This window comes from Kitasatospora sp. MAP12-44, assembly GCF_029892095.1.
Lineage (GTDB): Bacteria > Actinomycetota > Actinomycetes > Streptomycetales > Streptomycetaceae > Kitasatospora.
The window spans coordinates 2,288,167-2,310,923 of sequence record NZ_JARZAE010000004.1; the positions used below are offsets into that span (position 1 = coordinate 2,288,167).

At 72.7% G+C, this 22,757-nt stretch carries 27 protein-coding genes and 1 tRNA gene; 7 read left to right on the forward strand and 21 right to left on the reverse strand.

Annotation, left to right across the window (positions count from 1 at the left end; all coding sequences use genetic code 11):
• Positions 1-162 precede the first annotated feature (162 nt).
• The 8 genes from trpA to hisI form a co-directional block, all read right to left on the reverse strand.
• Positions 163-981 (reverse strand): tryptophan synthase subunit alpha, encoded by an 819-nt coding sequence (gene trpA / locus P3T34_RS10765; RefSeq protein ID WP_280671968.1) that lies wholly within the window; start codon positions 979-981, stop codon positions 163-165.
• A gap of 103 nt (positions 982-1,084) precedes the next feature.
• Entirely contained in the window at positions 1,085-2,305 is a 1,221-nt protein-coding gene (trpB, locus tag P3T34_RS10770; protein ID WP_280665799.1) for a tryptophan synthase subunit beta, read from the reverse strand.
• Between the two features lie 207 nt (positions 2,306-2,512).
• On the reverse strand, positions 2,513-3,325 hold the full coding sequence (gene trpC / locus P3T34_RS10775; RefSeq protein WP_280665800.1) for an indole-3-glycerol phosphate synthase TrpC: 813 nt from the start codon (positions 3,323-3,325) through the stop codon (positions 2,513-2,515).
• Positions 3,326-3,658: 333 nt separating this feature from the next.
• Positions 3,659-4,099 (reverse strand): DUF2752 domain-containing protein, encoded by a 441-nt coding sequence (locus P3T34_RS10780; protein ID WP_280665801.1) that lies wholly within the window; start codon positions 4,097-4,099, stop codon positions 3,659-3,661.
• A 199-nt stretch (positions 4,100-4,298) separates the two neighbouring features.
• The gene (locus tag P3T34_RS10785; RefSeq protein ID WP_280665802.1) at positions 4,299-4,571 is read right to left on the reverse strand and encodes an HGxxPAAW family protein; all 273 of its coding nucleotides are present in this window, start codon (positions 4,569-4,571) and stop codon (positions 4,299-4,301) included.
• Between the two features lie 160 nt (positions 4,572-4,731).
• Positions 4,732-5,364, reverse strand: coding sequence for a TIGR02234 family membrane protein (locus P3T34_RS10790; protein ID WP_280665803.1), 633 nt, complete (start codon positions 5,362-5,364; stop codon positions 4,732-4,734).
• 81 nt (positions 5,365-5,445) lie between these two features.
• The gene (locus P3T34_RS10795) at positions 5,446-6,960 is read right to left on the reverse strand and encodes an anthranilate synthase component I (protein WP_280665804.1); all 1,515 of its coding nucleotides are present in this window, start codon (positions 6,958-6,960) and stop codon (positions 5,446-5,448) included.
• A 51-nt stretch (positions 6,961-7,011) separates the two neighbouring features.
• The gene (gene hisI / locus P3T34_RS10800; protein ID WP_280665805.1) at positions 7,012-7,395 is read right to left on the reverse strand and encodes a phosphoribosyl-AMP cyclohydrolase; all 384 of its coding nucleotides are present in this window, start codon (positions 7,393-7,395) and stop codon (positions 7,012-7,014) included.
• 113 nt (positions 7,396-7,508) lie between these two features.
• On the opposite strand from hisI, the gene P3T34_RS10805 reads away from it, so the two are divergent.
• Together P3T34_RS10805 and P3T34_RS10810 are read left to right on the forward strand one after the other, a co-directional pair.
• Positions 7,509-8,108 (forward strand): hypothetical protein, encoded by a 600-nt coding sequence (locus P3T34_RS10805; protein ID WP_280665806.1) that lies wholly within the window; start codon positions 7,509-7,511, stop codon positions 8,106-8,108.
• 42 nt (positions 8,109-8,150) lie between these two features.
• A complete protein-coding gene (locus P3T34_RS10810; RefSeq protein ID WP_280665807.1) occupies positions 8,151-8,798 on the forward strand; it encodes a TIGR03085 family metal-binding protein in 648 nt (215 codons plus the stop codon).
• Between the two features lie 23 nt (positions 8,799-8,821).
• Here the strand turns inward: P3T34_RS10810 and P3T34_RS10815 are convergent, their stop codons facing one another.
• The 3 genes from P3T34_RS10815 to P3T34_RS10825 all read right to left on the reverse strand — a co-directional run bounded on the left by P3T34_RS10815 (position 8,822) and on the right by P3T34_RS10825 (position 11,732).
• A complete protein-coding gene (locus P3T34_RS10815) occupies positions 8,822-9,208 on the reverse strand; it encodes a hypothetical protein (protein WP_280665808.1) in 387 nt (128 codons plus the stop codon).
• A 116-nt stretch (positions 9,209-9,324) separates the two neighbouring features.
• Positions 9,325-10,131, reverse strand: coding sequence for a serine/threonine protein kinase (locus P3T34_RS10820; protein WP_280665809.1), 807 nt, complete (start codon positions 10,129-10,131; stop codon positions 9,325-9,327).
• Positions 10,128-11,732 (reverse strand): serine/threonine-protein kinase, encoded by a 1,605-nt coding sequence (locus P3T34_RS10825; protein ID WP_280665810.1) that lies wholly within the window; start codon positions 11,730-11,732, stop codon positions 10,128-10,130. Before P3T34_RS10825 ends, P3T34_RS10820 begins: the two co-directional genes overlap by 4 nt.
• Before the next feature lie 178 nt (positions 11,733-11,910).
• Between P3T34_RS10825 and P3T34_RS10830 the strand changes: the two genes are divergently transcribed.
• Genes P3T34_RS10830 through P3T34_RS10840 form a run of 3 tightly spaced genes read left to right on the forward strand, consistent with a single transcriptional unit; the run spans position 11,911 to position 15,412 of the window.
• Positions 11,911-12,435, forward strand: a complete 525-nt coding sequence (locus P3T34_RS10830) for a PadR family transcriptional regulator (RefSeq protein WP_280665811.1) — start codon at positions 11,911-11,913, stop codon at positions 12,433-12,435.
• The gene (locus P3T34_RS10835) at positions 12,432-13,151 is read left to right on the forward strand and encodes an ABC transporter ATP-binding protein (protein WP_280665812.1); all 720 of its coding nucleotides are present in this window, start codon (positions 12,432-12,434) and stop codon (positions 13,149-13,151) included. The genes P3T34_RS10830 and P3T34_RS10835 overlap by 4 nt, the downstream gene beginning before the upstream one ends.
• Positions 13,148-15,412, forward strand: a complete 2,265-nt coding sequence (locus tag P3T34_RS10840; protein ID WP_280665813.1) for an FtsX-like permease family protein — start codon at positions 13,148-13,150, stop codon at positions 15,410-15,412. Before P3T34_RS10835 ends, P3T34_RS10840 begins: the two co-directional genes overlap by 4 nt.
• 90 nt (positions 15,413-15,502) lie before the next feature.
• Here the strand turns inward: P3T34_RS10840 and P3T34_RS10845 are convergent.
• A tRNA-Arg gene (locus P3T34_RS10845) sits at positions 15,503-15,594 on the reverse strand.
• 210 nt (positions 15,595-15,804) lie between these two features.
• Between P3T34_RS10845 and P3T34_RS10850 the strand changes: the two genes are divergently transcribed.
• Together P3T34_RS10850 and P3T34_RS10855 are read left to right on the forward strand one after the other, a co-directional pair.
• Complete coding sequence (locus P3T34_RS10850) at positions 15,805-16,083, forward strand: PhdYeFM domain-containing protein (protein WP_280665814.1); 279 nt, start codon at positions 15,805-15,807, stop codon at positions 16,081-16,083.
• Positions 16,080-16,484: a type II toxin-antitoxin system VapC family toxin gene (locus P3T34_RS10855; protein ID WP_280665815.1), complete on the forward strand. Its 405-nt coding sequence runs from the start codon at positions 16,080-16,082 to the stop codon at positions 16,482-16,484. Before P3T34_RS10850 ends, P3T34_RS10855 begins: the two co-directional genes overlap by 4 nt.
• Here the strand turns inward: P3T34_RS10855 and P3T34_RS10860 are convergent.
• From P3T34_RS10860 to hisD, 9 genes are all read right to left on the reverse strand, one after another.
• Positions 16,471-16,752, reverse strand: coding sequence for a DUF2087 domain-containing protein (locus tag P3T34_RS10860; protein ID WP_280665816.1), 282 nt, complete (start codon positions 16,750-16,752; stop codon positions 16,471-16,473). The two genes, P3T34_RS10855 and P3T34_RS10860, sit on opposite strands and share 14 nt — an antisense overlap.
• Positions 16,753-16,802: 50 nt before the next feature.
• Positions 16,803-17,573, reverse strand: a complete 771-nt coding sequence (gene hisF / locus P3T34_RS10865) for an imidazole glycerol phosphate synthase subunit HisF (protein WP_280665817.1) — start codon at positions 17,571-17,573, stop codon at positions 16,803-16,805.
• On the reverse strand, positions 17,570-17,995 hold the full coding sequence (locus P3T34_RS10870) for a RidA family protein (protein ID WP_280665818.1): 426 nt from the start codon (positions 17,993-17,995) through the stop codon (positions 17,570-17,572). Before P3T34_RS10870 ends, hisF begins: the two co-directional genes overlap by 4 nt.
• 14 nt (positions 17,996-18,009) lie before the next feature.
• The gene (gene priA, locus P3T34_RS10875; protein ID WP_280665819.1) at positions 18,010-18,732 is read right to left on the reverse strand and encodes a bifunctional 1-(5-phosphoribosyl)-5-((5-phosphoribosylamino)methylideneamino)imidazole-4-carboxamide isomerase/phosphoribosylanthranilate isomerase PriA; all 723 of its coding nucleotides are present in this window, start codon (positions 18,730-18,732) and stop codon (positions 18,010-18,012) included.
• A gap of 64 nt (positions 18,733-18,796) precedes the next feature.
• Positions 18,797-19,432, reverse strand: coding sequence for an imidazole glycerol phosphate synthase subunit HisH (hisH, locus tag P3T34_RS10880; RefSeq protein WP_280665820.1), 636 nt, complete (start codon positions 19,430-19,432; stop codon positions 18,797-18,799).
• Between the two features lie 34 nt (positions 19,433-19,466).
• Positions 19,467-19,616: a hypothetical protein gene (locus tag P3T34_RS10885; RefSeq protein ID WP_280665821.1), complete on the reverse strand. Its 150-nt coding sequence runs from the start codon at positions 19,614-19,616 to the stop codon at positions 19,467-19,469.
• Positions 19,613-20,206 carry an imidazoleglycerol-phosphate dehydratase HisB gene (gene hisB / locus P3T34_RS10890; RefSeq protein WP_280665822.1) on the reverse strand — a complete coding sequence of 198 codons (594 nt, stop codon included), beginning with the start codon at positions 20,204-20,206 and terminating at the stop codon, positions 19,613-19,615. Before hisB ends, P3T34_RS10885 begins: the two co-directional genes overlap by 4 nt.
• A 7-nt stretch (positions 20,207-20,213) precedes the next feature.
• The gene (locus P3T34_RS10895) at positions 20,214-21,362 is read right to left on the reverse strand and encodes a histidinol-phosphate transaminase (RefSeq protein WP_280665823.1); all 1,149 of its coding nucleotides are present in this window, start codon (positions 21,360-21,362) and stop codon (positions 20,214-20,216) included.
• Entirely contained in the window at positions 21,359-22,666 is a 1,308-nt protein-coding gene (hisD, locus tag P3T34_RS10900) for a histidinol dehydrogenase (RefSeq protein ID WP_280665824.1), read from the reverse strand. The genes P3T34_RS10895 and hisD overlap by 4 nt, the downstream gene beginning before the upstream one ends.
• Between the last annotated feature and the right edge of the window lie 91 nt (positions 22,667-22,757).

Below are 22,757 nucleotides of genomic sequence, written 5' to 3' on the forward strand. Positions count from 1 at the left end.
AGTGACACCAGGGAGGGATCCCCAACTCGCGCGCTGTCCAACGCCCCGCTGGTGCCGATGACACGTCCACGCGCCGGAATTCACTCGTACGGGGAGTGCGGGCGCACGACGACGGCCCGCCACCCCCAGATCGCGGGGGCGGCGGGCCGTCGTGGTGCGGGTTCAGCGGCGGCGGACGCCCTCGGCGAGCTCGCCCGCGAGCGCGCGGACCGCGGCCAGCGCGGCCGGCTCGTCCCCGTCCGCGTCCAGGATCCGCTGGACGAAGGCCGACCCGACGATCACCCCGTCCGCGAAGCCGGCCACCTCGGTGGCCTGCGCGGCGGTCGAGACGCCGAGGCCCACGCAGACCGGCAGGTCCGTGGTGGCCCGGGTGCGGGCCACCAGGTCCTCGGCCATGCTGCCGACCTGGGCCCGGCTGCCGGTCACGCCCATCACGGCGGCGGCGTAGACGAAACCGCTGCCGGCCGCGGTGACCTCGGCCAGCCGCTTGTCCTTGCTGCTGGGTGCGACCACGAAGACGGTGTCGAGCCCGTGCTCGCCGGCCGCCTTGCGCCACTCCTCGGACTCCTCGACCGGGAGGTCCGGCAGGATCACGCCCGCTCCCCCGGCGGCGGCCAGGTCGGCGGCGAACCGGGCGACGCCGTAGCGGTCCACCGGGTTCCAGTACGTCATGACCAGCACGGCGGCCTCGGTGTCGGCGGCCACCTCGTGGACGGTGCGCAGCACGTCCTTGATCCGGACACCGCCGCGCAGCGCGATGTCGTCCGCGGTCTGGATGGTCGGGCCGTCAAGCACCGGGTCGGAGTGCGGCAGGCCGACCTCGACGATGTCGCAGCCGCCCTCGATCAACGCGCGGACCGCCTTGATCCCGCCCTCGACGCTCGGGAAGCCGGCCGGCAGGTAGCCGATCAGCGCGGCGCGGTCCTCGGCCTTGGCGGCGGCCAGCACGGTGCTCAGCTTGGAGCTCATGTTGGAGCTCATGTTGGAGCTCATGTTGGAGCTCATGCGGCCGCCTCGCTTCGCTCGGCAGGCGCTTCGCTCATACGCGCCTTCTGAATTGTTCGCTCGCTTCGCTCGCTCACGGTCACTTGCCCTCGCTGTCGTAGAGGCCGAAGTACTGCGCGGCGGTGTGCATGTCCTTGTCGCCGCGGCCGGAGAGGTTGACCAGCAGGATCGCCTCCGGGCCGAGCTCGCGGCCCAGCACCAGCGCGCCGGCCAGCGCGTGGGCGCTCTCGATGGCCGGGATGATGCCCTCGGTGCGCGAGAGCAGGCGCAGCGCCTGCATCGCCTCGTCGTCGGTGACCGGGCGGTACTCGGCCCGGCCGGTGTCCTTCAGCCAGGCGTGCTCGGGGCCGATGCCGGGGTAGTCGAGGCCGGCCGAGATCGAGTGGCTCTCGATGGTCTGGCCGTCCTCGTCCTGCAGCACGTAGCTGCGCGCGCCGTGCAGGACGCCGGGCTCGCCCTTGGTCAGGGTGGCCGCGTGGCGCGGGGTCTCGACGCCCTCGCCGGCCGCCTCGCAGCCGATCAGGCGCACCCCCGCGTCCGGGATGAACTCGTGGAAGATGCCGATCGCGTTGGAGCCGCCGCCCACGCAGGCGACCACGGCGTCCGGCAGCCGGCCGGTGCGCTCCAGCACCTGGCGGCGGGCCTCGATGCCGATCACCCGGTGGAAGTCGCGGACCATCGCCGGGAAGGGGTGCGGGCCGGCGACCGTGCCGAACAGGTAGTGGGTGCTGTCGACGTTGGCGACCCAGTCGCGGAACGCCTCGTTGATGGCGTCCTTGAGCGTGCGGCTGCCGGACTTGACGGCGATCACCTCGGCGCCGAGCATCCGCATCCGGGCCACGTTGAGCGCCTGGCGCTCGGTGTCGACCTCGCCCATGTAGATCGTGCAGTCGAAGCCGAAGAGCGCGCAGGCGGTGGCGGTGGCCACGCCGTGCTGGCCGGCGCCGGTCTCCGCGATGATCCGGGTCTTGCCCATCCGGCGGGTCAGCAGCGCCTGGCCGAGAACGTTGTTGATCTTGTGCGAGCCGGTGTGGTTGAGGTCCTCGCGCTTGAGCAGCACCCGCGCGCCGCCGGCCTGCGCGGAGAAGCGCTCGACGTCGGTGAGCGCGCTGGGGCGGCCGGTGTAGTCCTTGAGCAGCAGGTCCAGCTCGGCGGTGAAGGCCGGGTCGTTCTTGGCCTTCTCGTACTCGTCGGCGACCTGCTCGACGGCGGCGACCAGCGCCTCCGGGATGAAGCGGCCGCCGTACGCGCCGAAGTAACCCCGGGCGTCGGGGACTTGGGGCTGTCCGTGGGTAGACATGCGGAATCCTTGATCGATGACGGGCGAACGGTGAACAGCGACGGAACGGCTGGTCTCAGCCGTGCGTCCTGCGCCATCGACGGCCCGGCACCTGACCCGGCTCGCAGCCGATCACATACCGCACCCGCCGCCCCAGCACCCGGCGTGCGGGCGCGCGGCAGCCGCGCGGGCGGCAGCCGGGGGCGAGGCGGGCACTCATGGCGGAGGTCAGCCCCGCCCGTTGTTGCGCAGCGCCGGGTGGGCGCCGGCCGCGACCAGGTCGGCGACGGCGGCCTTCGGGTCCTTGCCGGTCACCAGCGACTCGCCGACCAGGACGGCGTCCGCGCCCAGGTTGGCGTACGCGATCAGGTCGTGCGGGCCGCGCACGCCGGACTCGGCGACCTTGACGATGTGCGCCGGGATGGCGTCCACCACGTTGCCGAAGGTGTTGCGGTCCACCTCGAGGGTCTTCAGGTTGCGCGCGTTGACGCCGATGATCCGCGCCCCGGCGTCGACCGCCCGGGCGATCTCCTCCTCGTCGTGCACCTCGACCAGCGGGGTGAGCCCGATCGACTCGGCCCGCTCGATCAGCGAGACGAGAGCCGGCTGGTCGAGCGCCGCGACGATCAGCAGGGCCAGGTCGGCGCCGTGCGCGCGGGCCTCCCAGAGCTGGTAGGCGGTGACGATGAAGTCCTTGCGCAGCAGCGGGGTGTCCACCGCCGCCCGGACGGCGTCCAGGTCGGCCAGCGAGCCGCCGAAGCGGCGCTGCTCGGTGAGCACGCTGATCGCGGCGGCGCCGCCGGCGGCGTAGTCAGCGGCCAGCGCGGCCGGGTCGGCGATCGCCGCGAGCGCGCCCTTGGACGGGCTGGAGCGCTTGACCTCGCAGATCACCCGGACGCCCTCGCCGCGCAGGGCGGCCACGCCGTCCTTGGCGTCGCGGGCCTTGGCGGCCAGGTCCTTGAGCTCGTCCAGGGAGACTCGGGCCTGCCGCTCAGCGAGGTCCGCACGGACCCCGTCGATGATCTCGTCGAGCACGCTCACGCGGGCGCCCCCATCAATCTGCTAGCCGGAAGATGCGATCAGCGGTGCGGGCGAGCCGTACTGCCGGCACCGTCGCACCTGTTAGGGACGCATCACGCCAGGACGCAACACGCCATGACACGCACGTCGAAAGCCACGGCTGCGAGTCGCCCGGATCGGTGAGATCCGATAGTGCCGCGCCCCCGTTGGCAACTCGATGGTATCGGCACCGGGGCGCACGGGGCGCATCCGCCCGGCGCGCGTCTCGCGGAGCGGACCGCACGGTGGCACCGCGGCGGGCGGCTATCTCGCAGATCAGCGCGGTCCGCGCGGTATGGCGGGCGGGCGGGGGTGTCAGACCCGCGGGGGCGCCAGGCCGGCTCCGCCCGGGAGGTTGCGGAAGACCGTGAAGGCCAGCAGCAGCGCGAGCAGCGCCACCGTCCCGCGCAGCCCGAAGGCGATCCGCGGCGGCACGCCGTCGGTGAGCGCCGCCCAGGCCCAGCGCACCCACAGCACGCCGAGCACGGCGAAGAGCGCGACCGCGAGCAGGTTGTCGTGGCAGGCGGCCGTCAGGTCGCCGCGGCTGAGCGCGTGCACACAGCGCAGTCCGCCGCAGCCCGGGCACCACCAGCCGGTGGCCTGCAGGAAGGGGCAGGTCGGGTAGTGGCCGGGCCGGTTCGGGTCGACGGCCGAGATGTAGAGGGTCGGCAGGGCGACGGCGCCCAGTGCCGTGAAGGGGCGGGCGAGCCGGCGGAGGGCGGAGAACTCCGCGCCGGAGGTGCGGGAGGCGGTCACGCCGATGATTGTGCCCCGGCCGGGCGGGTGCCGTGTCACGCCGCGCGGGTGACGGGGGCGCACGGCGCACCGCAGGGGCGCGCGAAGCGTCTTCGCAAAACGCGCGGACCGGGGCGCGCGGGGTCGGTGACCCTGCGCGCCCCGGTCCGTGGGAGCGTCCCGACTGGCGCGGATGGCGTCAGTGGTGGTGTCAGTGGCGTCAGGCGACGGCGCCGGCCGCGGCGGTCTCGGCCTTGCGGATCTCGCGCGCCTCGGCCTTGAGGGCCTCGACCGCCGGGTTGGGCTGCTTGCCCATGCCGGCCATCGCCATCGCCTTGCCGACCACGCCCGCGGCCACGATGACGACCATGCCGGCCCAGAAGAGCGGCACTGATTCCATGATCATGGCGGCGCCGCTGACGCAGAAGCCGGCGAAGGCGATGGCCGAACCGGTCCAGGCGGCGACGGTGTGTCCGTGCGATGCTGCCGACATTGTGAAGGTGCTCCTTGGCTCTACGGTCCTACCGGGGTTCCGGCCAGGTGGTGCGGGACTTCGCCCCGACCGGGCCCGGCGGATTTCACCCTCCATTGTTGCGGACACTTATCGCAGCCCCAAAGCCGGGTCCGAGTGAGAGCGGTCACCCACCCCGTCTTCAGCTCGCGGTGGGGTCCTCGCCGCGGTCCAGGGCCTTCCAGAAGTCCGCGGGCGTGTCCGCGGCGCCGGCGGCCGGGCGGCGGGGCTTCGCGGCGGCGGGGGCGTCGTAGCGGGTGCCCATGGTGGGCCAGGCCCGGCCGCGCAGCGCGGTGAGCAGGCCCGCGCCGGCCAGCAGCAGGGCGCCGACCAGGGCGACCCAGGGCCAGCCGGAGTGCGTGACGTGATCGGCCGTGGTGCCCAGCAGGCCGAGCTTGGTGGCCGCGGTGGCGTCGACGGTGGTGGTGTCACCGGCACCCAGCGCGGCCGAGACCGCGGCGCCCAGGCCCGCCAGCGCCACCAGCGCGCCCACCGCGATCCGGCCGGCCCCGCGCACCGCGAAGACGGCCACCGCCGAGGCCAGCCCGACCAGCGCCAGCGCCCCGGGCAGCCCGGAGATCTCACTCCCGGTCGCACTCACCGCCAGCTGCCCGCTGACCCGTCCCTGCGCCCAGGTCCGCCCGACCGCCGTCAGCACCAGCACGGCGCCCAGCACGGTCAGCAGCAGCATCAGCGCGAGACTGCGCCGCGAGGAGGCGGCAGCGGCTGCGGGGGCTGGGGCGGGCGAGGTACGGGGCGGCGGGATCTCGGTCACCGCTCCACTATCCCCCGCCCGCACCGCGAAGCTCGCACCGGGCCTGTCCCCGCAGCCGCTGCCGCGCGCCGCGGACGGTCCCTAGCTGGGCGTGCGAAGGGTGTTGGCCGTGGCGATCGCGCGCAGGACGGCGGCGGCCTTGTTGCGGCACTCGGTGTCCTCGCTGACCGGGTCGGAGTCGGCGACCACGCCGGCGCCGGCCTGGACGTAGGCGGTGCCGTCGCGCAGCACGGCGGTGCGGATGGCGATCGCGGTGTCGGAGTCGCCGGCGAAGTCGAGGTAGCCGACGCAGCCGCCGTACAGGCCACGGCGGGTGGGCTCCAGCTCCTCGATGATCCGCATCGCGCGCGGCTTGGGGGCACCGGAGAGGGTGCCGGCCGGGAAGCAGGCGGTCAGCACGTCGAAGGCCGTCCGACCCGCGGCCACCTCGCCGGTCACCGTGGAGACGATGTGCATCACATGGCTGTAGCGCTCGACGGACATGAAGTCGACCACCCCGACACTGCCCGGCGTGCACACCCGGCCCAGGTCGTTGCGGCCGAGGTCGACCAGCATCAGGTGCTCGGCGCGCTCCTTGGGGTCGGCGAGCAGCTCGGCGGCGAGCTCGGCGTCCTCCTGCGGGGTCGCGCCGCGGTGCCGGGTGCCCGCGATGGGGTGCACCATCGCCTGACCGCCCGTCACCTTGACCAGCGCCTCCGGGCTGGAGCCGACCACGTCGAAGCCGCCCTCGGCGGCGCCGTCGTGGCCGGGGAAGCGGAACAGGTACATGTACGGGCTGGGGTTGGTGGTGCGCAGCACGCGGTAGACGTCCAGCGCGGAGGCCGGGCAGGGCGCCTCGAAGCGCTGCGAGGGGACCACCTGGAACGCCTCGCCGGCCCGGATCCGCTCCTTCACCAGCTCGACGGCGGCCTGGTACGGCGCCCCGCCGAAGGGCGAGTGGGCGTCGACCGCGGTGGGGGTAAAGGTGGCCAGGCCCGGGTCGACCGGCTTGCGCAGCTCGGCCTCCATCGCGTCCAGGCGGGCGACGGCGTCGGTGTAGGCCTCGTCGACGCCGCTGGCCAGGTCGTTGTGGTTGACCGCGTTGGCGATCAGCAGCACAGTGCCGTCGACGTGGTCGAGTACCGCGAGGTCGGTGGCGAGCAGCATGGTCAGCTCGGGGAGCTTGAGGTCGTCCGGGGTGAGCTCGGGCAACTTCTCCAGGCGGCGCACGACGTCGTAGCCGAGATAGCCGACCAGGCCGCCGGTGAGCGGCGGCAGGCCGTCGTCGTCGTGGCGTGGGGTGTGCAGCGCCTCGACGGTCGCGCGCAGCACCTGCAGCGGGTCGCCGCTGGTCGGGATGCCCACCGGCGGGGTGCCGTGCCAGCGGGCGCTGCCGTCCGGGTCGGCGGTCAGGGTGGCGGCGCAGCGTACGCCGACGAACGAGTAGCGCGACCAACTGCGGCCCTGCTCGGCCGATTCGAGCAGGAAGGTGCCGGGGCGCTCGGCCGCCAGGCTGCGGTAGAGCCCGATCGGTGTGAGGCCGTCCGCCAGGAGCCGGCGGGTGACCGGGATGACCCGCGTGTCGACGGCGAGCTTGCGGAAGGCCTCAAGGTCCATGGAAGGAGCACCGATTCTCTGCGACGGGAGGGGGAGGGGGTGGGTGCGGGGTCAGCGGGGCAGCAGGACGTCTTCGTCGAAGCAGGTCCGCGCGCCGGTGTGGCAGGCGGCGCCGACCTGGTCGACCTGGACCAGCAGGGTGTCCCCGTCGCAGTCCAGCGCCACCGACTTGACGTGCTGGAGGTGGCCGGAGGTGTCGCCCTTGACCCAGTACTCGTTGCGGCTGCGGCTCCAGTAGGTGCAGCGGCCGGTGGTCAGCGTGCGATGCAGCGCCTCGTCGTCCATCCAGCCGAGCATCAGCACCTCGCCGGTGTCGTACTGCTGCGCCACAGCGGGCAGCAGTCCGTCGGCGGTGCGCTTGAGGCGGGCGGCGACGGCCGGGTCGAGGGCGGTGCTGCCGGGGGCGGCGGGGGTCGGAGGCGGTACGGATGACATGCGGACATTGTGGCAGGAGCGGAGCCGTGCGAACCGGCGCTGTCCGGCAGTCGAGCCGGACGATCTCGCCGAAAGCTGCCACGGGGGGCGCGCCGCTGCGGGATTCTGTCGCCATGAGCTCCGAACCGCCCTCGCCGCCGCTGCCCTCGCCGACTGACGCGACGCCTCCCCCGGCGTCCCGACCGACCGGGGGCCGGCGGCGGGTGCTCGCGCTCGCCGGGGTGCTGCTGGTGGCCGTTGCGGCGGTGACCGCCGTGCTGCTCTGGCCGGCGAAGCACAAGCCGGTCGCCGCGGCGCCCCCGCCGCCGTCCCCGACGGCCTCGCCCTCCCCCAGTCCCACCAAGGTGCTGCCGTACCCGTACTTCCCGGCGGGGACCTGCATCGACCACCCGCAGCTCAGCAAGGGGATCACCAGGGCCGAGGCGCACCCGTGCGCGCAGCCGCACGACGGCGAGGCGATAGCAAACCCGGTGCTGCCGGACGGGCTGACCAAGGACAGCCAGATCGGCCAGGCGCTGCTCAAGGCCTGCCAGCCGTTCGTCGACGACTGGACGGCCCGGCAGGGCGGTGGCCACTGGTACAGCTTCCCGATCGGTCCGTACCTCGCCTACTACAACCAGGGGATGCGGGATGCCACCTGCACGCTGGCCGGCTCGGACGTGCAGGGCGGCAGCAAGCTCACCGGCCATCTGAAGGGCTACCAGGGACCGTGAGAGCCTGGATGCAGACCGGCTGTCCGGCGGTAGCCTGACGGCATGTCGAACCACGCCCGCACCGAACGGCACCGGCTGGCCGAACTGCTGGCCGCGGCCGGCCCGGACGCGCCGACGCTCTGCGCGGGCTGGCGCACCCGCGAGTTGGCCGCTCACCTGCTGCTGCGCGAGCGGCGGCCGGACGCGGGTCCCGGCATCCAGCTGAAGCCGTTCGCGGGGTGGACCCGGCGGGTCCAGGACGGGTACGCGCGGCGGCCGTACGAGGAGTTGGTGCGGGAGTTCCGGGGCGGCCCGCCGAGGCTGTCGTTCTTCGCGCTGCCGGGCGCGGACGAGGCCGCGAACACCGTTGAGTACTTCGTGCACGCCGAAGACGTCCGGCGGGCCGTGCCGTGGGAGCCGCAGGCGCCGGCTCCGGCGCTGGAGGAGGCGCTGTGGAAGCGGCTGCCGCTGCTCGCCCGGTTCGAGGCCGGACGCCGCACGCCCGTCCGGCTGCTGCTGCGCAGGCCGGACGGGCGGTTTCTGACGGTTGGCCAACGCAAGCCGCTGACCGTTCAGTTGGCGGGCGAGCCGGGTGAGCTGCTGCTCTTCGCGTTCGGGCGCGGGGCGCAGGCGCGGCTCACCGTCGAGGGGCCGGCCGAGGCGGTGGCCGCCCTGAACGCCCGCCTGCCGCTGCCGCTGTCATCGGACTGACGGGTGACCGATGACAGCTTCTGTCAGCAGGTCTTCAGGCCCGGCTCCGGCTGGTCGTTGGACCCGCCGGAGAGGTAGACCACGTTCACCCAGACCGACTTGTTGCCGTTGTCGTCGTCGGTCAGCGCCCACCAGTTGTTCTGGTAGCTGTCGAGGTGGTACTCCGATCCCTTGGCCTGGCAGTAGAAGTAGTTCACTCCGGCGTGCAGTCCACCGCCGGTGGCGACGTTGTTGACGAAGTAGGACGGCGCGTACGTCCAGACGTTGCAGTCGAACTTGCCGTCGCTGCGGGCGGTGCAGCCGCTGTCCGCCGGGGCCGCGTGCGCGGCGGCGGCCGGGGCCAGCAGGGTCGCGGCGCCCAGCACCGCGCTGATCCCCAGGCCCGCCAGTCGTCGATTCAACTTGCCCATCAGTCACTCCTGTTCCGTGCGTTCTCGCGTTCGGTCTGCCTTGCGGCGGTGGTGCATTCCGGCCGGAACGGGATCCACTCTGCCGCCGGGCCCGCGACCGCGGAACCTGACGGGCGTCAGGGTGGCGGGGGCATTGCGGACGCCGGGGGCGGCCCGCCCCGGCGCAACGAGGGCAGCAGCGCCAGGTGCTCCTCACGCACCAGGTCGATCCGCAGCGCGAGGGCGGCCAGCGCCTCGCGCTTCCACGCCGTCCCCGCCACCGGATCCCCCTGGCCCGGACGCAGCCGCAGCTTGTGCCCGGCGAGGTAGTCCAGGTGGAAGTTGACCGCCGACCGGTTGAGGTCCGCGCAGTGCGGCAGCGCGCGCAGCCGCTCGGCGATCTGGCTGGCCGTCGGGACCACCGGGCGCGGCACGTCCCGCAGGCGCGGCTCGCAGAGCGCGACGAGCACCAGGAAGTACTTCGCGCTCTCGTCCAGTGCGAACAGCCGGCAGGTCGGCTCGCCGCACGCGGCGCCGCCGTCCGGGTGCTGCTGGTCGGCGTAACGGTGCTGCGGAGCATAGACGTTGAGGCCGACGAAGCCGTCCGAGGAAGGCACCAGGATCCGCCCGAACTCGAACGGCACCGGGGCGCCGAGCCGCCGCGGGGCCAGCTTGAGGTACTCGCCGCCGCCCTCGGGGTTCTCCACCACGTAGGTGGTGTCCCGGCTGAGGTTGGAGAGCAGCCAGTGGTCGTCGACCGCGCGGATCTCCCCGGCCACCCGGGAGACGGCCGGATCGGCGATCTCCACTCCGGTCGGCCCGTCCGCCACCGCCCGTCCGAAGAGCGCGAGTTGGCCGGGTCCCAGCTCGACCAGCGGCGCGCGGGGGCGGCCGGGCAGCTCGGGCGGCTGGATGAGCACGGTGTGCGCCGGGTGGTCCGTCATGGCTCGGCTCCTGGTGGTCGGCCGTCGTGCGGGTCGGTGAACCGGTCGAGGTAGCGGCGGACCTGGGCGACGTAGTCGGCGTTCCTCGGGCCGCAGCAGCCGGTGCCGCGGACGTACCAGAGGCTGGTGTGGTAACCGGCCGCCAGCTGCAGCGCGCGGTCGCCCGGGCGCGTGGACAACTGTCCGTCCTCCCAGGTCAGTTGATTGGCAAGGGCGTAGATGGCGTCGGCCGGGTCGAGGTAGCTGGGGTGGCCGTCGCCGCGGGCATCCACCGCGTAGCCCTGGTAGACCCGGGGTGTCCAGCCGGCGATGCCGTACTCGGGGGAGCCGTCCACGCCGGTGCCGACGGCGGTCGGGTCGAAGCCGCTCTGGGTGGCCAGGATCGCGGCGATCAGCGCCGGGGTGACGGCCGCGCGGTCGAAGGAGTGCGCGGCGTTCTCGATGATCGGGCGGTACGCGGCCGGGATGGCCGCATCCGCGCGCAGCTCACCACCGCTGACCCAACTGCCGATCGGCGGACCGGAAGCAGCGGCCAGCGCAGCGAGCAGCAGCGCCAGTGCCGCGAGGCGGCCGGCCTGGACCGCCCACCCGCTGCGGCGGCCGCGCGCCGGCGGCCGCGTCCCCGGTCCGGCGTGCGGGGCGGGCGCCGGCGGTCCGGCCCGGACGTCGGCCGGCCGGCCCGCCTCCGTCGGGAGTGCGGCGATCCGCTCGCGCAGGCTGCGGGCCGAGTGGCGACCGCGCCGGGCATGGTCGGGGGCCAGGCAGTCGGCGATGATCTCCCGCCAGCCGTCCGGCAGTTGCTCGGCGAGCCGGAGCGGCTCGGCACCCCGCGCGTACGCCAGCACCGCGGCCAGCCGGGTCTGGTGGGTGGCACCGGGGAACGGGTAGCGGCCGCCGCTGAGGACCAGGTGCGCGGTGACACCGAAGGCCCACAGGTCCGCACTCGGGCGGACCGGGCTGCCCGCCGCCGTGCTGTGCTCGGTCCAGCGCTCGGGCGGCAGGTAGTCGGTGCTGCCGAACTGCGGGAGGTAGGCGTGGGTGCCGTCCAGCTCGGCGGCGAGCCCGAAGTCGGCCAGCCGGGCGGTGCCGTCGGCGGCCAGCAGGACATTGGCGGGCTTGAGGTCGCCGTGCAGCCAGCCGGCCTCGTGCAGATGGCCGAGCCCGGCCGCGATCCCGGCCAGGATCCGCCGGGCGTCGGCCGGCGGCCGCCCGGGCTCGGCGGCGCGCAGCCGGTCCGCCAGGCTGGCGGCGGCCAGGTCCATCACGATCGCCAGACTGCCGTCCACCCCGGGCGCACCCGGATCCAGCACGGTCAGCGCCTCGTGGGTACGGACCAGGTTCGGGTGCTGCCAGCGCCCGGCCGCCGCCAGCTCGCGCCCGACCACGTCCGCCAACGCGCCCAGCTGGCCGGGCGTGCCGCGCCGGGCGGGCAGGAACTTGACCGCCACCTCAGCCGGTTGGCCGCCATCGAGCCGCCGCCCGGCGTACACACTGCCCCAACTCCCGTGCGCGATCGGCGACACCACCTCGTACCGACCCACCCGGTAGCCGATCGGGACCCGAACCGGCCAACCGGCATCGTCCCCGGTCTGCCTGGACATCTCCCCACTCCCTCGGGCACCGCGCACCACTGACCTACCGTGATGTCATGGTAACCCGCAGTCACCGCAGTCGCCGCCGATCCCTGCTGACGCACTCTCATCTCGCCGCTCCAGCAGGCCCGCTGGCCGATCAGGTGCGTATTGACCCGGAGTACACACTCAGTGTAGACACTCGGTTATGACAGTTCCTCTCGCCCTCCTCGGGTTACTCGAACGCGAACCGAGCCACGGCTACGACCTCAAGCGCGACTACGACGCCTACTTCGGCCGAGGCAAGCCACTGCCGTTCGGGCAGGTCTACTCGACCCTGGGCCGACTGGCCCGCGACGGAAAGGTGGTGGCCGGCGAGGCCGAGCCCGGCGACGGCCCCGACCGCAAGCGCTACGTCATCACCGAACTCGGCGTCACCGAGGTCGAGACCTGGCTCACCGAGCCCGTCCAAGCCGAACCCCACCTGCAGACCGTGCTGTTCACCAAGGTCGTCCTCGCGCTGATGCTCGGACGCGACGCCGACGCCTACCTCGACACCCAGCGCGCCGCCCACCTGCAGCGGATGCGCGAGCTCACCGAGATCAAGCGCAACGGCCCGCTGGTCGACCGCCTGCTCGCCGACCACGGCCTCTTCCACCTCGAAGCCGACCTGCGCTGGATCGACCTCACCTCCGCCCGGCTCGGCCAGCTGGCAGCAGAGGTCCGCCCATGAGCGCCGGCGAAGCCCTCATCGAGGCCCGCGACGTCGAGCTGTCCTTCGGTCAGACCCCGGCTCTGCGCGGCGCCGACCTCTCCGTCGCCGCCGGCGAGATCGTCGCCATCATGGGTCCCAGCGGCTCGGGCAAGTCGACCCTGCTGCACTGCCTGGCGGGCATCCTCACCCCCGACAGCGGCGAGATCCACTTCGACGGCCGCCGGATCGACACCCTGCGCGAGACCGAGCGCAGCGCGCTGCGCCGCGACCGCTTCGGGTTCGTCTTCCAATTCGGCCAGCTCGTCCCCGAGTTGACCGCCGAGGAGAACGTCGCCCTGCCGCTGCTGCTGGGTGGTGCCCGCCGCGCCGCCGCCCTCAGCGAGGCCCGCGGCTGGTTCGGCCGCCTCGGGCTGGACGGCCTGGAGAGCAGGCGATCCGGTGAACTCTCCGGCGGGCAGGCCCAACGCGTGGCGCTGGCCCGCGGGTTGGTGGCCCGCCCCGACGTCCTGTTCGCCGACGAGCCCACCGGCTCGCTCGACTCGCTCACTGGCGAGCAGGTCATGGACCTGCTGGTCACGGCCGCCCGCGAGCAGGGCACCACCGTCGTCATCGTCACCCATGAACCCCGGGTCGCCGCCTGCGCCGACCGCGAGGTCGTGGTGCGCGACGGCAAAGCCACCGCGCTCGGCGCAGGACGAGCCCCCGGACGCACCCCCGCCGGGACCGCCCCGTGATCCGACTCGGACTGCGCCTCACCCTCGCGGGCGGCCGCGACGCCGCCGCCCGCCTGGCGATCATCGCCGCCGCCGTCGCGCTCGGCGTCGGCCTGCTGCTCAGCACCCTGGCCGCGCTCAATGCCACCACCACCCAGAACAGCCGCTACGCCTGGCTCAACACCGGAGCGGCGGCCACCCCGGCCTCGTCCAGCGCGGACCCGCTGTGGTGGCTGCTCCGGGCCGACACCTTCAACGGCAAGGTCATTGCCCGGATCGACATAGCGGCCACCGGCCCGCACGCGCCGGTTCCGCCGGGTATCCCGTTCCTGCCGGCGCCCGGCCAGTTCTACGCCTCGCCGGCCCTCGGCAAGCTGATGGCCACCACCCCGGCCGCCGAGCTCGCGGACCGCTACCCGGGCCACCAGGTCGGCACGATCGGCAACTCCGCGCTGCCCGGGCCCAATTCGCTGGTCATCGTGATCGGGAACCGCCCCGACGAGCTCGCGAACAACCGCCAGGCCCACCAGGTCACCTCGATCCTGGCCACCCCACCCAGCCAGTGCTCCGACTGCGTGGTCGGCACCAAGGCCAACGGGGTGGACCTGATCCTCTCGGTCGTGGCGGTCGCGCTGATCTTCCCGGTGGTCATCCTGATCGGGACGGCGACCCGGCTCTCGGCAACCCGCCGCGAACAGCGCTTCGCCGCGATGCGGCTGGTGGGCGCCACGCCCAAGCAGATCTCGATGATCTCGGCCGTCGAGTCGACGGTCGCCGCGGTGGTCGGCATGGTCGCCGGTCTGGGGGTGTTCTTCCTGATCCGCCCCGTCATGTCGGCGACCAGCTTCACCCCCGACCGGTTCTTCACCAGCGACCTGTCCCTCAGCCCGGCCAACCTCCTGCTGGTCGTGGTCGGCGTCCCGGTGGCCGCAGCACTCTCCGCCCGGATCGCCCTGCGCCGGGTGCAGATCTCCCCGCTGGGCGTGACCCGCAAGGTCACCCCGCGCCCGCCCCGGGCCTACCGGGTGATCCCGCTGGCCGCGGGAATCGCCGAGCTGGCGTACTTCGTCGGCCGGGACCCCAAGACCACCACCGGCCAGATCCAGGCCTTTGTGCCGGGAATCCTGCTGGTGCTGGGCGGGCTGGTCATCGCCGGACCGTGGCTGACCATGGCCGGAGCCCGGCTGATGGCCAGCCACGCGCGCCGGCCGGCCCTGCTGGTCGCCGGGCGCCGGCTCTCGGACGACCCCCGAGCGGGCTTCCGGGCGGTCAGCGGGCTGATCCTCGCCCTCTGCATCACCAGCGGGGCAGTCGGCATCATCACCTCGCTGGTCGCCGAGCGCCATCTGCCGAAGGGCAGCGAGGCGGTCAGCACCAGCCTGGTCGACGACTTCACCCACGGCCTCTCCCCCGACCGTCAGCCGATCGGGGCCCTGGCCCCGCTCACGGACACGGCACTGGCGCAGTTGCGCGCGATCCCAGGAATCCAGGGCGTGACGGAGATCCGCACCAACCCGCTGGGCACCATCGACCCCAGCGAGGGCAAGCTCCCGCCGGGGGTGAAGCCCTGGGTCGCCGGCCTGGCGTCCTGCGCCCAGCTCGCCAGCACGCCGGCGTTCAGCGTGTGCCCGGCCGGGGCCGAGGCGGCGTCGGTCGCCCCACACTTCGAGAACATCGGCTTCGATCCGGGGGACTGGCCCGCGCTCTGGCCCGCCGCCGCCATCTCCGCCGAGCAGCTCCAGAGCCTGCCCGTCCAGGAGATCGTGGTGGCCACGGACGGATCGGTGACGGCGACCGAGCAGGCACGTACCGCGCTCGCGAACGCCTATCCCACCGAGCGCCCGCCGACGACCATCAGCGAGGAACGCAACTGGCAGTACTCGGAGCTGGCCCTGTACCAGCGGTTGGCCGACGTGGTGATCGTCGTCAGCTTCCCGATCGCCGGCTGCAGCCTCGCGGTGAGCGTGGCCGGCGGCCTGAGCGACCGCAAACGTCCGTTCAGCCTGCTGCGGCTGACCGGCGTACGGCTCGGGGTGCTGCGGCGGATCGTCCTGCTGGAGAGCGCGGTACCGCTGCTGGTGGTCTCCGTGGTGGCGATCGGGATGGGGTTCCTGTCCGCGCAGCTGTTCCTGCAGGCGCAGTTCGGCTACTCGGTGCGGGCGCCGGGCGTCGAGTACTACGTGATCACCACACTCGGGCTGGCCGCCTCGCTCGGGGTCATCGCGTCCACCCTGCCGCTGCTGCGCCGGATCACCGGCCCCGAAGTCGCCCGCAACGACTGACCGCACGACGCACGCGACGGCCTCCGGCGCACAGGGGACCCCGGAGGCCGCCGCGAGCAGTCAACTTTTTTCGGCGGCCTCAACTCTCGGCGGAGAGGGCAGGATTCGAACCTGCGAAGGCCACAAAGACCCGACCAGAACCGAAGCCCTGGTCCCCGATAAACCACTCCGGGCACCTATCCATGCTCCCGGTCCGGTTTCCCGTCCCGTTCACAAGGAAGATATTGCCAGCAGCAGCTGACGCCCCACTGACAGATCCCTGACACCCCCGCTCCCCCAGTAACGCCCCGCGGAGCATCGCTCGCCCGCAACCGGGCACCCATGACCCACCCCGACCCGGCAATCGCCGCGATCCCGTAGCACAGTGCATTACAGCGCGCTACGCTGAAGTCATGAAGACCATCACCCAGCGGGAGCTGACCGCGCGCTCCAAGGCGGTGCTCGACGACGTCGAGGCAGGCGAGACCTACCACATCACTCGCAATGGCACCGAGATTGCCGAGGTGCGCCCGCTAAGCGCCCGGCGCCGCTTCGTCCCCGTGGACGAGCTCCAGCGGAAGTGGCGCCATGCGCCGAAGGTCGATGCTGCCGGGATGCGCGCGGAGGCCGACGAGTTCTTCGGCGCCGACGACCTCATCAGCGACGATGACAACCCATGGGAGCGCGGATGACCGGCAGGGCGCCGCGAGGACTGCTGGATACCTGCGTGATCATCGATTTGCAGGACATCGATCCCGGCTTCCTTCCCGTGGAGGCAGCCGTCTCCTCAATCGTCCTGGCAGAGCTGGCGCAGGGCGTGGCCATGACGCGGGATCCAGCCGAGATGATGGCGCGAGCCCAGCGCCTGGCGGACGTCGAAGCAGCATTCGCGGCCTTGCCCTTCGATCGGGAGGCCGCCCGCAGATTCGGCACCCTGGTCGCACTCACCGTCAAGGCCAAGCGTGATCCCCGGCCCCGTCGGATAGATCTGATGATCGCCGCCACGGCGGCCGCGCACGGCCTCCCGCTCTTCACCCGAAACGCTGGCGACTTCAAAGGACTGGAACAGGGCGTCGAGATCATCCCTGTGTGAGCGGCGCCACCCGCTGGTAGCTGCTGCCGTCCCTCGTGCGGCTCAGCTTCCCGGCCTCCACGAGGTAGCGGCGCAGGGCCGAGCAGTCGTCGTGGACCGTGCGCAGGGCGTCGTTGACCTCGGCCTCGCCGTACGTGCGGCCCGGCTCGAAGAGGGTCTCGGCGAGGTGGGTGAGCAACTGCTCGCGGCGGGCCGACTTGCGCGGAATCGCGCTCAGGCGCCCGGCGGCGGAGAAGAGGCCGGCGACGGATGCGGTGCTGGAGGACATGGCCGGAAGCCTTCCAGCAGCACCGACACCGCAGCAACGCATTTACACCGCTACCGCACCGGGTGCCCGCTCTCCCGCAGGGCCGCCTTGACCTCGCCGATCCGCAGGTCGCCGAAGTGGAAGACGGACGCCGCCAGCACCGCGTCCGCACCCGCGTCCACCGCCGGCGCGAAGTCGCCGAGCTTGCCCGCGCCGCCCGAGGCGATCACCGGGACGGCGACCGCCGCCCGCACCGCGCGGATCATCTCCAGGTCGTAGCCGTCCTTGGTGCCGTCCGCGTCCATCGAGTTGAGCAGGATCTCCCCCGCGCCCAACTCGGCTGCCCGGCCCGCCCATTCGACGGCGTCCAGGCCGGTGCCCTGCCGACCGCCGTGCGTGGTGACCTCGTAGCCGGAGGCGGTCTCGGTACCGGGCGGGCAGCGCCGCGCGTCGACCGAGAGCACCAGCACCTGGCGGCCGAAGCGCTGAGCGATCTCGCGGATCAGCTCGGGGCGGGCGATCGCCGCGGTGTTGACGCCGACCTTGTCGGCGCCGGCCCGCAGCAGCTTGTCGACGTCCTCGACGGCGCGGATGCCGCCGCCCACCGTCAGCGGGATGAAGACCTGCTCGGCGGTGCGGCGCACCACGTCATAGGTGGTCTCCCGGGAGCCGGACGAGGCGGTGATGTCGAGGAACGTCAACTCGTCGGCGCCCTCGGCGTCGTAGAGCTTGGCCATCTCGACCGGGTCGCCGGCGTCGCGCAGGTTCTGGAAGTTGACGCCCTTGACCACCCGGCCCGCGTCGACGTCCAGACAGGGGATCACTCGGACCGCGAGGGTCATCTACCAGTACCTTCCAGGGAGTTGGCCAGCCAGTCGGCCAAACCGACGCGGTGGGCGTCGAGTTCGATCTCGACCATCATCCGGGAGTCGATCAGGCCGTCCACCACGACCATGGTCGCGGCGGGCCGGCCCGCGTCGAACAGCTGCTTGTGGGCGCGGCCGACCTCGTCGGCGTCCCGGACGTGGGTGATGTACATCCGCGTGCGGATCACGTCCGCCGCGGTCAGACCGTACGTGGCCAGCGCCGTGAGGCCGACGCCGAAGGCGGAGAGCGTCTGCCGGTAGGGGTCGCCCTCGTGCTCGATCTTCCCGTCCACCCAGGCCGTGGAGCCCGAGACATGGACGTAGTCACCGGCGGCGACCGCCCGCGAGTAGCCGAACTGCTCCTCCCAGGGGGAGAATCCGGCGACCCTGCCACGCACGATCCGAGGGTCTGTCACGACATGGCCTCCAGGGCCTCTTCGAGGGTGAACTTCTGCTCGTAGAGGGCCTTGCCCACAATCGAACCCTCGACACCTTCCGGCACCAGGGTGGCGATCGCGCGCAGGTCGTCGAGCGAGGAGACCCCGCCGCTGGCGACCACGGGCTTGTCGGTGGCGGCGCAGACGTCGCGCAGCAGCTGCAGGTTGGGGCCGGTCAGGGTGCCGTCGCGGTTGACGTCGGTGACGACGTAGCGGGCGCAGCCCTCGGAGTCGAGGCGGGCCAGCACCTCGAACAGGTCGCCGCCGTCACGGGTCCAGCCGCGGCCGCGCAGGGTGGTGCCGACCACGTCCAGGCCGACCGCGATCTTGTCGCCGTGCTCGGCGATCACCTTGGCGACCCACTCCGGGCTCTCCAGCGCGGCGGTGCCCAGGTTGACCCGGGTGCAGCCGGTGGCCAGCGCGGCGGCGAGCGACGCGTCGTCGCGGATGCCGCCGGAGAGCTCGACCTTGATGTCCAGCGCGGCGGTCACCTCGCGCAGCAGCTCGCGGTTGCTGCCGGTGCCGAAGGCGGCGTCGAGGTCGACCAGGTGCAGCCACTCGGCGCCGGCGTTCTGCCAGGCGAGAGCGGCCGCGAGGGGCTCACCGAAGGAAGTCTCGGTGCCGGAGGCGCCCTTGACCAGGCGCACGGCCTGGCCGTCCCGGACGTCGACGGCGGGCAGCAGTTCGAGGCGGCTCATGGCAGGCAACTTTCCTGGCAGCAGGGAGGGTTGAGAGAAAATTCGCAGAGAGCGAGAACGGGCATCACAGCGTGTCGACCCAGTTGGTCAGCAGCGCGGCGCCGGCGTCGCCGGACTTCTCCGGATGGAACTGGGTCGCCCACAGCGGCCCGTTCTCGACGGCCGCGACGAACGGCTGCCCGTGCGTGGTCCAGCTGACCAGCGGGGCGTTCAGCCGCGCGTTGTTGGACTCCAGCTCCCAGCGGCGCACGCCGTAGGAGTGCACGAAGTAGAAGCGGGTCTCGGGGTCCAGGCCCGCGAAGAGCCGGCTGCCCTCGGGCGTGTCGACGGTGTTCCAGCCCATGTGCGGGACGATCGGCGCGTCCAGCGGCTCGACGGTGCCGGGCCACTCGTCGCAGCCCGCCGTCTCCACTCCGTGCTCGACGCCGCGCTCGAAGAGGATCTGCATGCCGACGCAGATCCCGAGCACCGGACGGCCGCCGGCCAGCCGCCGTCCGATGATCTGCTCGCCGCGCACCGCGCGCAGCCCGCGCATGCAGGCCTCGAAGGCGCCGACGCCCGGCACCAGCAGTCCGTCCGCGTCCAGCGCCTGCTGGAAGTCGGAGCTGACGGTGACGTTCGCGCCGGTCCGCTCCACCGCGCGCTGGGCGGAGCGCAGGTTGCCGGATCCGTAGTCGAAGACCACAACGTTCTTGGCCATGAAGGGACTCCGTAACTAAAAGAAGCGAGAGGCGCTAGAGGCGCAGGGCGCCGGCGGCGAGGCAGAGCACCGAGCCGATGCCGAGGACGGCGATGACGCCCTTGGGCAGCTTCTGCTTCCAGAACGAGTACACCCCGGCCCCGAGGAAGAGGCCGACGGCGATCAGGATGGTCGAGCTGCTCACAGTGCGCCCTTGGTCGAGGGGAGGATGCCGGCCGCGCGCGGGTCGAACTCGGCGGCGTAACGCAGCGCCCGCGCGAGCGCCTTGAACTGGCACTCCACGATGTGGTGGGCGTTGCGCCCGTACGGCACGTGGATGTGCAGCGCTATCTGGGCCTGCGCGACGAAGGACTCGAAGATGTGCCGGGTCATCGTCACGTCGTACGAGCCGATCATCGGCGCCATCGACTCCGGCTCGGTGTGCACCAGGTACGGGCGGCCGGACAGGTCCACGGTGACCTGGGCCAGCGACTCGTCCAGCGGGACCGTGCAGTTGCCGAAGCGGTAGATGCCGACCTTGTCGCCGAGCGCCTGCTTGAACGCCGCGCCCAACGCGAGGGCGGTGTCCTCGATCGTGTGGTGGGTGTCGATGTGCAGGTCGCCCTCGGTCTTCACGGTGAGGTCGAAGAGGCCGTGGCGGCCCAGCTGGTCGAGCATGTGGTCGTAGAACCCCACGCCCGTGGAGATGTCGGTCTTGCCGGTGCCGTCGAGATCGATCTCGACCAGGACCGAGGTCTCCTTGGTGGTGCGCTCGATGCGCCCGATACGGGACATAGGTGGGTTACAGCTCCTGAGAAGAGGCGCGCACGGAGTGCGTCCTTGGAAGGGTGGCGGCGGGCGACGGGAGGGCGGTGGTGACGGCGTCCAGGAAGGCGTCGTTCTCGGCCGGGGTGCCCGCGGTGACCCGCAGCCGCCCCGGAACGCCGTTGTCGCGGATCAGGACGCCGCGGTCGAGGATCGCCTGCCAGACGGCGTGCGGGTCCTCGAAGGTCCCGAACTGGATGAAGTTCGAGTCGGAGTCGGTGACCTCCAGGCCGAGCGCGCGCAGCGCCTCGACCACCCGGTCACGCTCCGCCTTCAGCCGCTCGACGTAGCCGAGCAGGGTGTCGGTGTGCTCCAGGCAGGCCAGCGCGGTCGCCTGGGTGACGGCGGACAGGTGGTACGGCAGCCGCACCAGCTGCACCGCGTCCACCACCGCCGGGTCGGCGGCCAGGTAGCCGAGCCGCAGCCCGGCCGCGCCGAAGGCCTTGGACATCGTCCGGGTGACCACCATCAGCGGCCGGCCGGCCAGCAGCGGCAGCAGCGAGTCGCGGTGGGAGAACTCCACGTACGCCTCGTCGACGATCACCATCGTCGGCTTGACGGCCTGCGCGGCGTCGTAGAGCGCGAGCACGGTGTCCGCGGCCACGGCGGTGCCGGTCGGGTTGTTCGGCGAGCAGACGAAGAGCACGTCCGGGCGGTGCTCGGCCAGCGCGGCGACCGCCGCGTCCAGGTCGATGGTGAAGTCGGCGCGGCGCGGGCCGGCGATCCAGCGGGTGCCGGTGCCGCGCGAGATCAGCTCGTGCATCTGGTACGACGGCTCGAAGCCGAGCGCGGCGCGGCCGGGGCCGCCGAAGGTCTGCAGCAGCTGCTGGATGACCTCGTTGGAGCCGTTGGCCGCCCACACCTGCTCGCGGGCGACGGCGAAGCCGGTGGTCCGGGTGAGGTAGCCGGCCAGGCCGTCGCGCAGCTCGACGGCGTCGCGGTCGGGGTAGCGGTTGAGATTGCGCGCGGCCGCGGCGACCCGCTCGGCGATCCGGGCCACCAGCGGCTCGGGCAGCTGGTACGGGTTCTCGTTGGTGTTCAGCTGGACGGGGACGTCCAGCTGCGGCGCGCCGTAGGGGGACTGTCCGCGCAGCTCGTCGCGGACCGGCAAGTCGTCGATCTTCACTGACCAGGAACCGTCCAGTCGAAGCGGGCACGGATGGCGTCGCCGTGACCGGGCAGGTCCTCGGCGTTGGCGAGGTTGACCACGTGCACCGCGACGTCGGCCAGCGCCTCGCGGTTGTAGTCGATCACGTGGATGCCGCGCAGGAAGGACTGCACCGACAGGCCCGAGGAGTGGCAGGCGCAGCCGGCCGTGGGCAGCACGTGGTTGGAGCCGGCCGCGTAGTCACCAAGCGAGACCGGCGCGTACGGGCCGACGAAGATCGCGCCCGCGTTGCGCACCCGGGCGGCCACCGCGTGGGCGTCCCGGGTCTGGATCTCCAGGTGCTCGGCGGCGTAGGCATTGACCACGGCCAGGCCCTGCTCGACGTCGTCGACCAGCAGGATGCCGGACTGCCGGCCGCTCAGCGCCTCGGTGACCCGCTCGCGGTGCTTGGTGTTCGCCACCTGCACGGCCAGCTCGGCCTCCACCCCGTCGGCCAGCGCCACGGAGTCGGTGACCAGCACGGAGGCGGCCATCGGGTCGTGCTCGGCCTGGCTGATCAGGTCGGCGGCGACGTCGCGCGGCGAGGCGCTTTCGTCGGCCAGCACGGCGATCTCGGTCGGGCCCGCCTCGGCGTCGATCCCGATCCGGCCCTTGAGCAGGCGCTTGGCGGAGGCCACGTAGATGTTGCCGGGGCCGGTCACCAGGTTGACGGGGGCGCACTCGGCGGTCCCGTAGGCGAACATCGCGATCGCCTGCGCGCCGCCGACCGAGTACACCTCGGTGACGCCGAGCAGCGCGCACGCGGCCAGGATCGCCGGGTGGACGCGGCCTCCGAAGTCCTTCTGCGGCGGCGAGGTGACCGCGATGCCCTGGACGCCGGCCTCCTGGGCGGGCACCACGTTCATCACCACGGAGGACGGGTAGACGGCCAGGCCGCCCGGCACGTACAGGCCGACCCGGTCGACCGGCAGCCAGCGCTCGGTCACCGAGCCGCCCGGCACCACCTGCACGGTGTGGTCGGTACGGCGCTGCGCGCGGTGCACCAGGCGGGCCCGGCGGATCGACTCCTCCAGCGCGGCGCGCACCTTCGGGTCCAGGGTCTCCAGCGCGGCGGTGATCTCCGCCTCGGGCACCCGGGTGCTGGTCAGCGTGACGCCGTCGAAACGCTCGGTGATCTCGATCAGCGCCGCGACCCCACGATGGCGTACGTCCTCGCAGATCGGCCGCACCTTCTCCAGGGCGGCCTCGACGTCGAACTCGGCACGGGGCAGCAGGTCGCGCGGATCATCGGTGGAGCCGCGGAGGTCGATTCGTGAGATCACGGGGTCAAGTGTAAGGAGTGGCCGGAACCCTCGGTCCCGCATTTCACTCCGTGATACGAAAGCCGAGACAGCCAAGATCGTCGGGGGGACG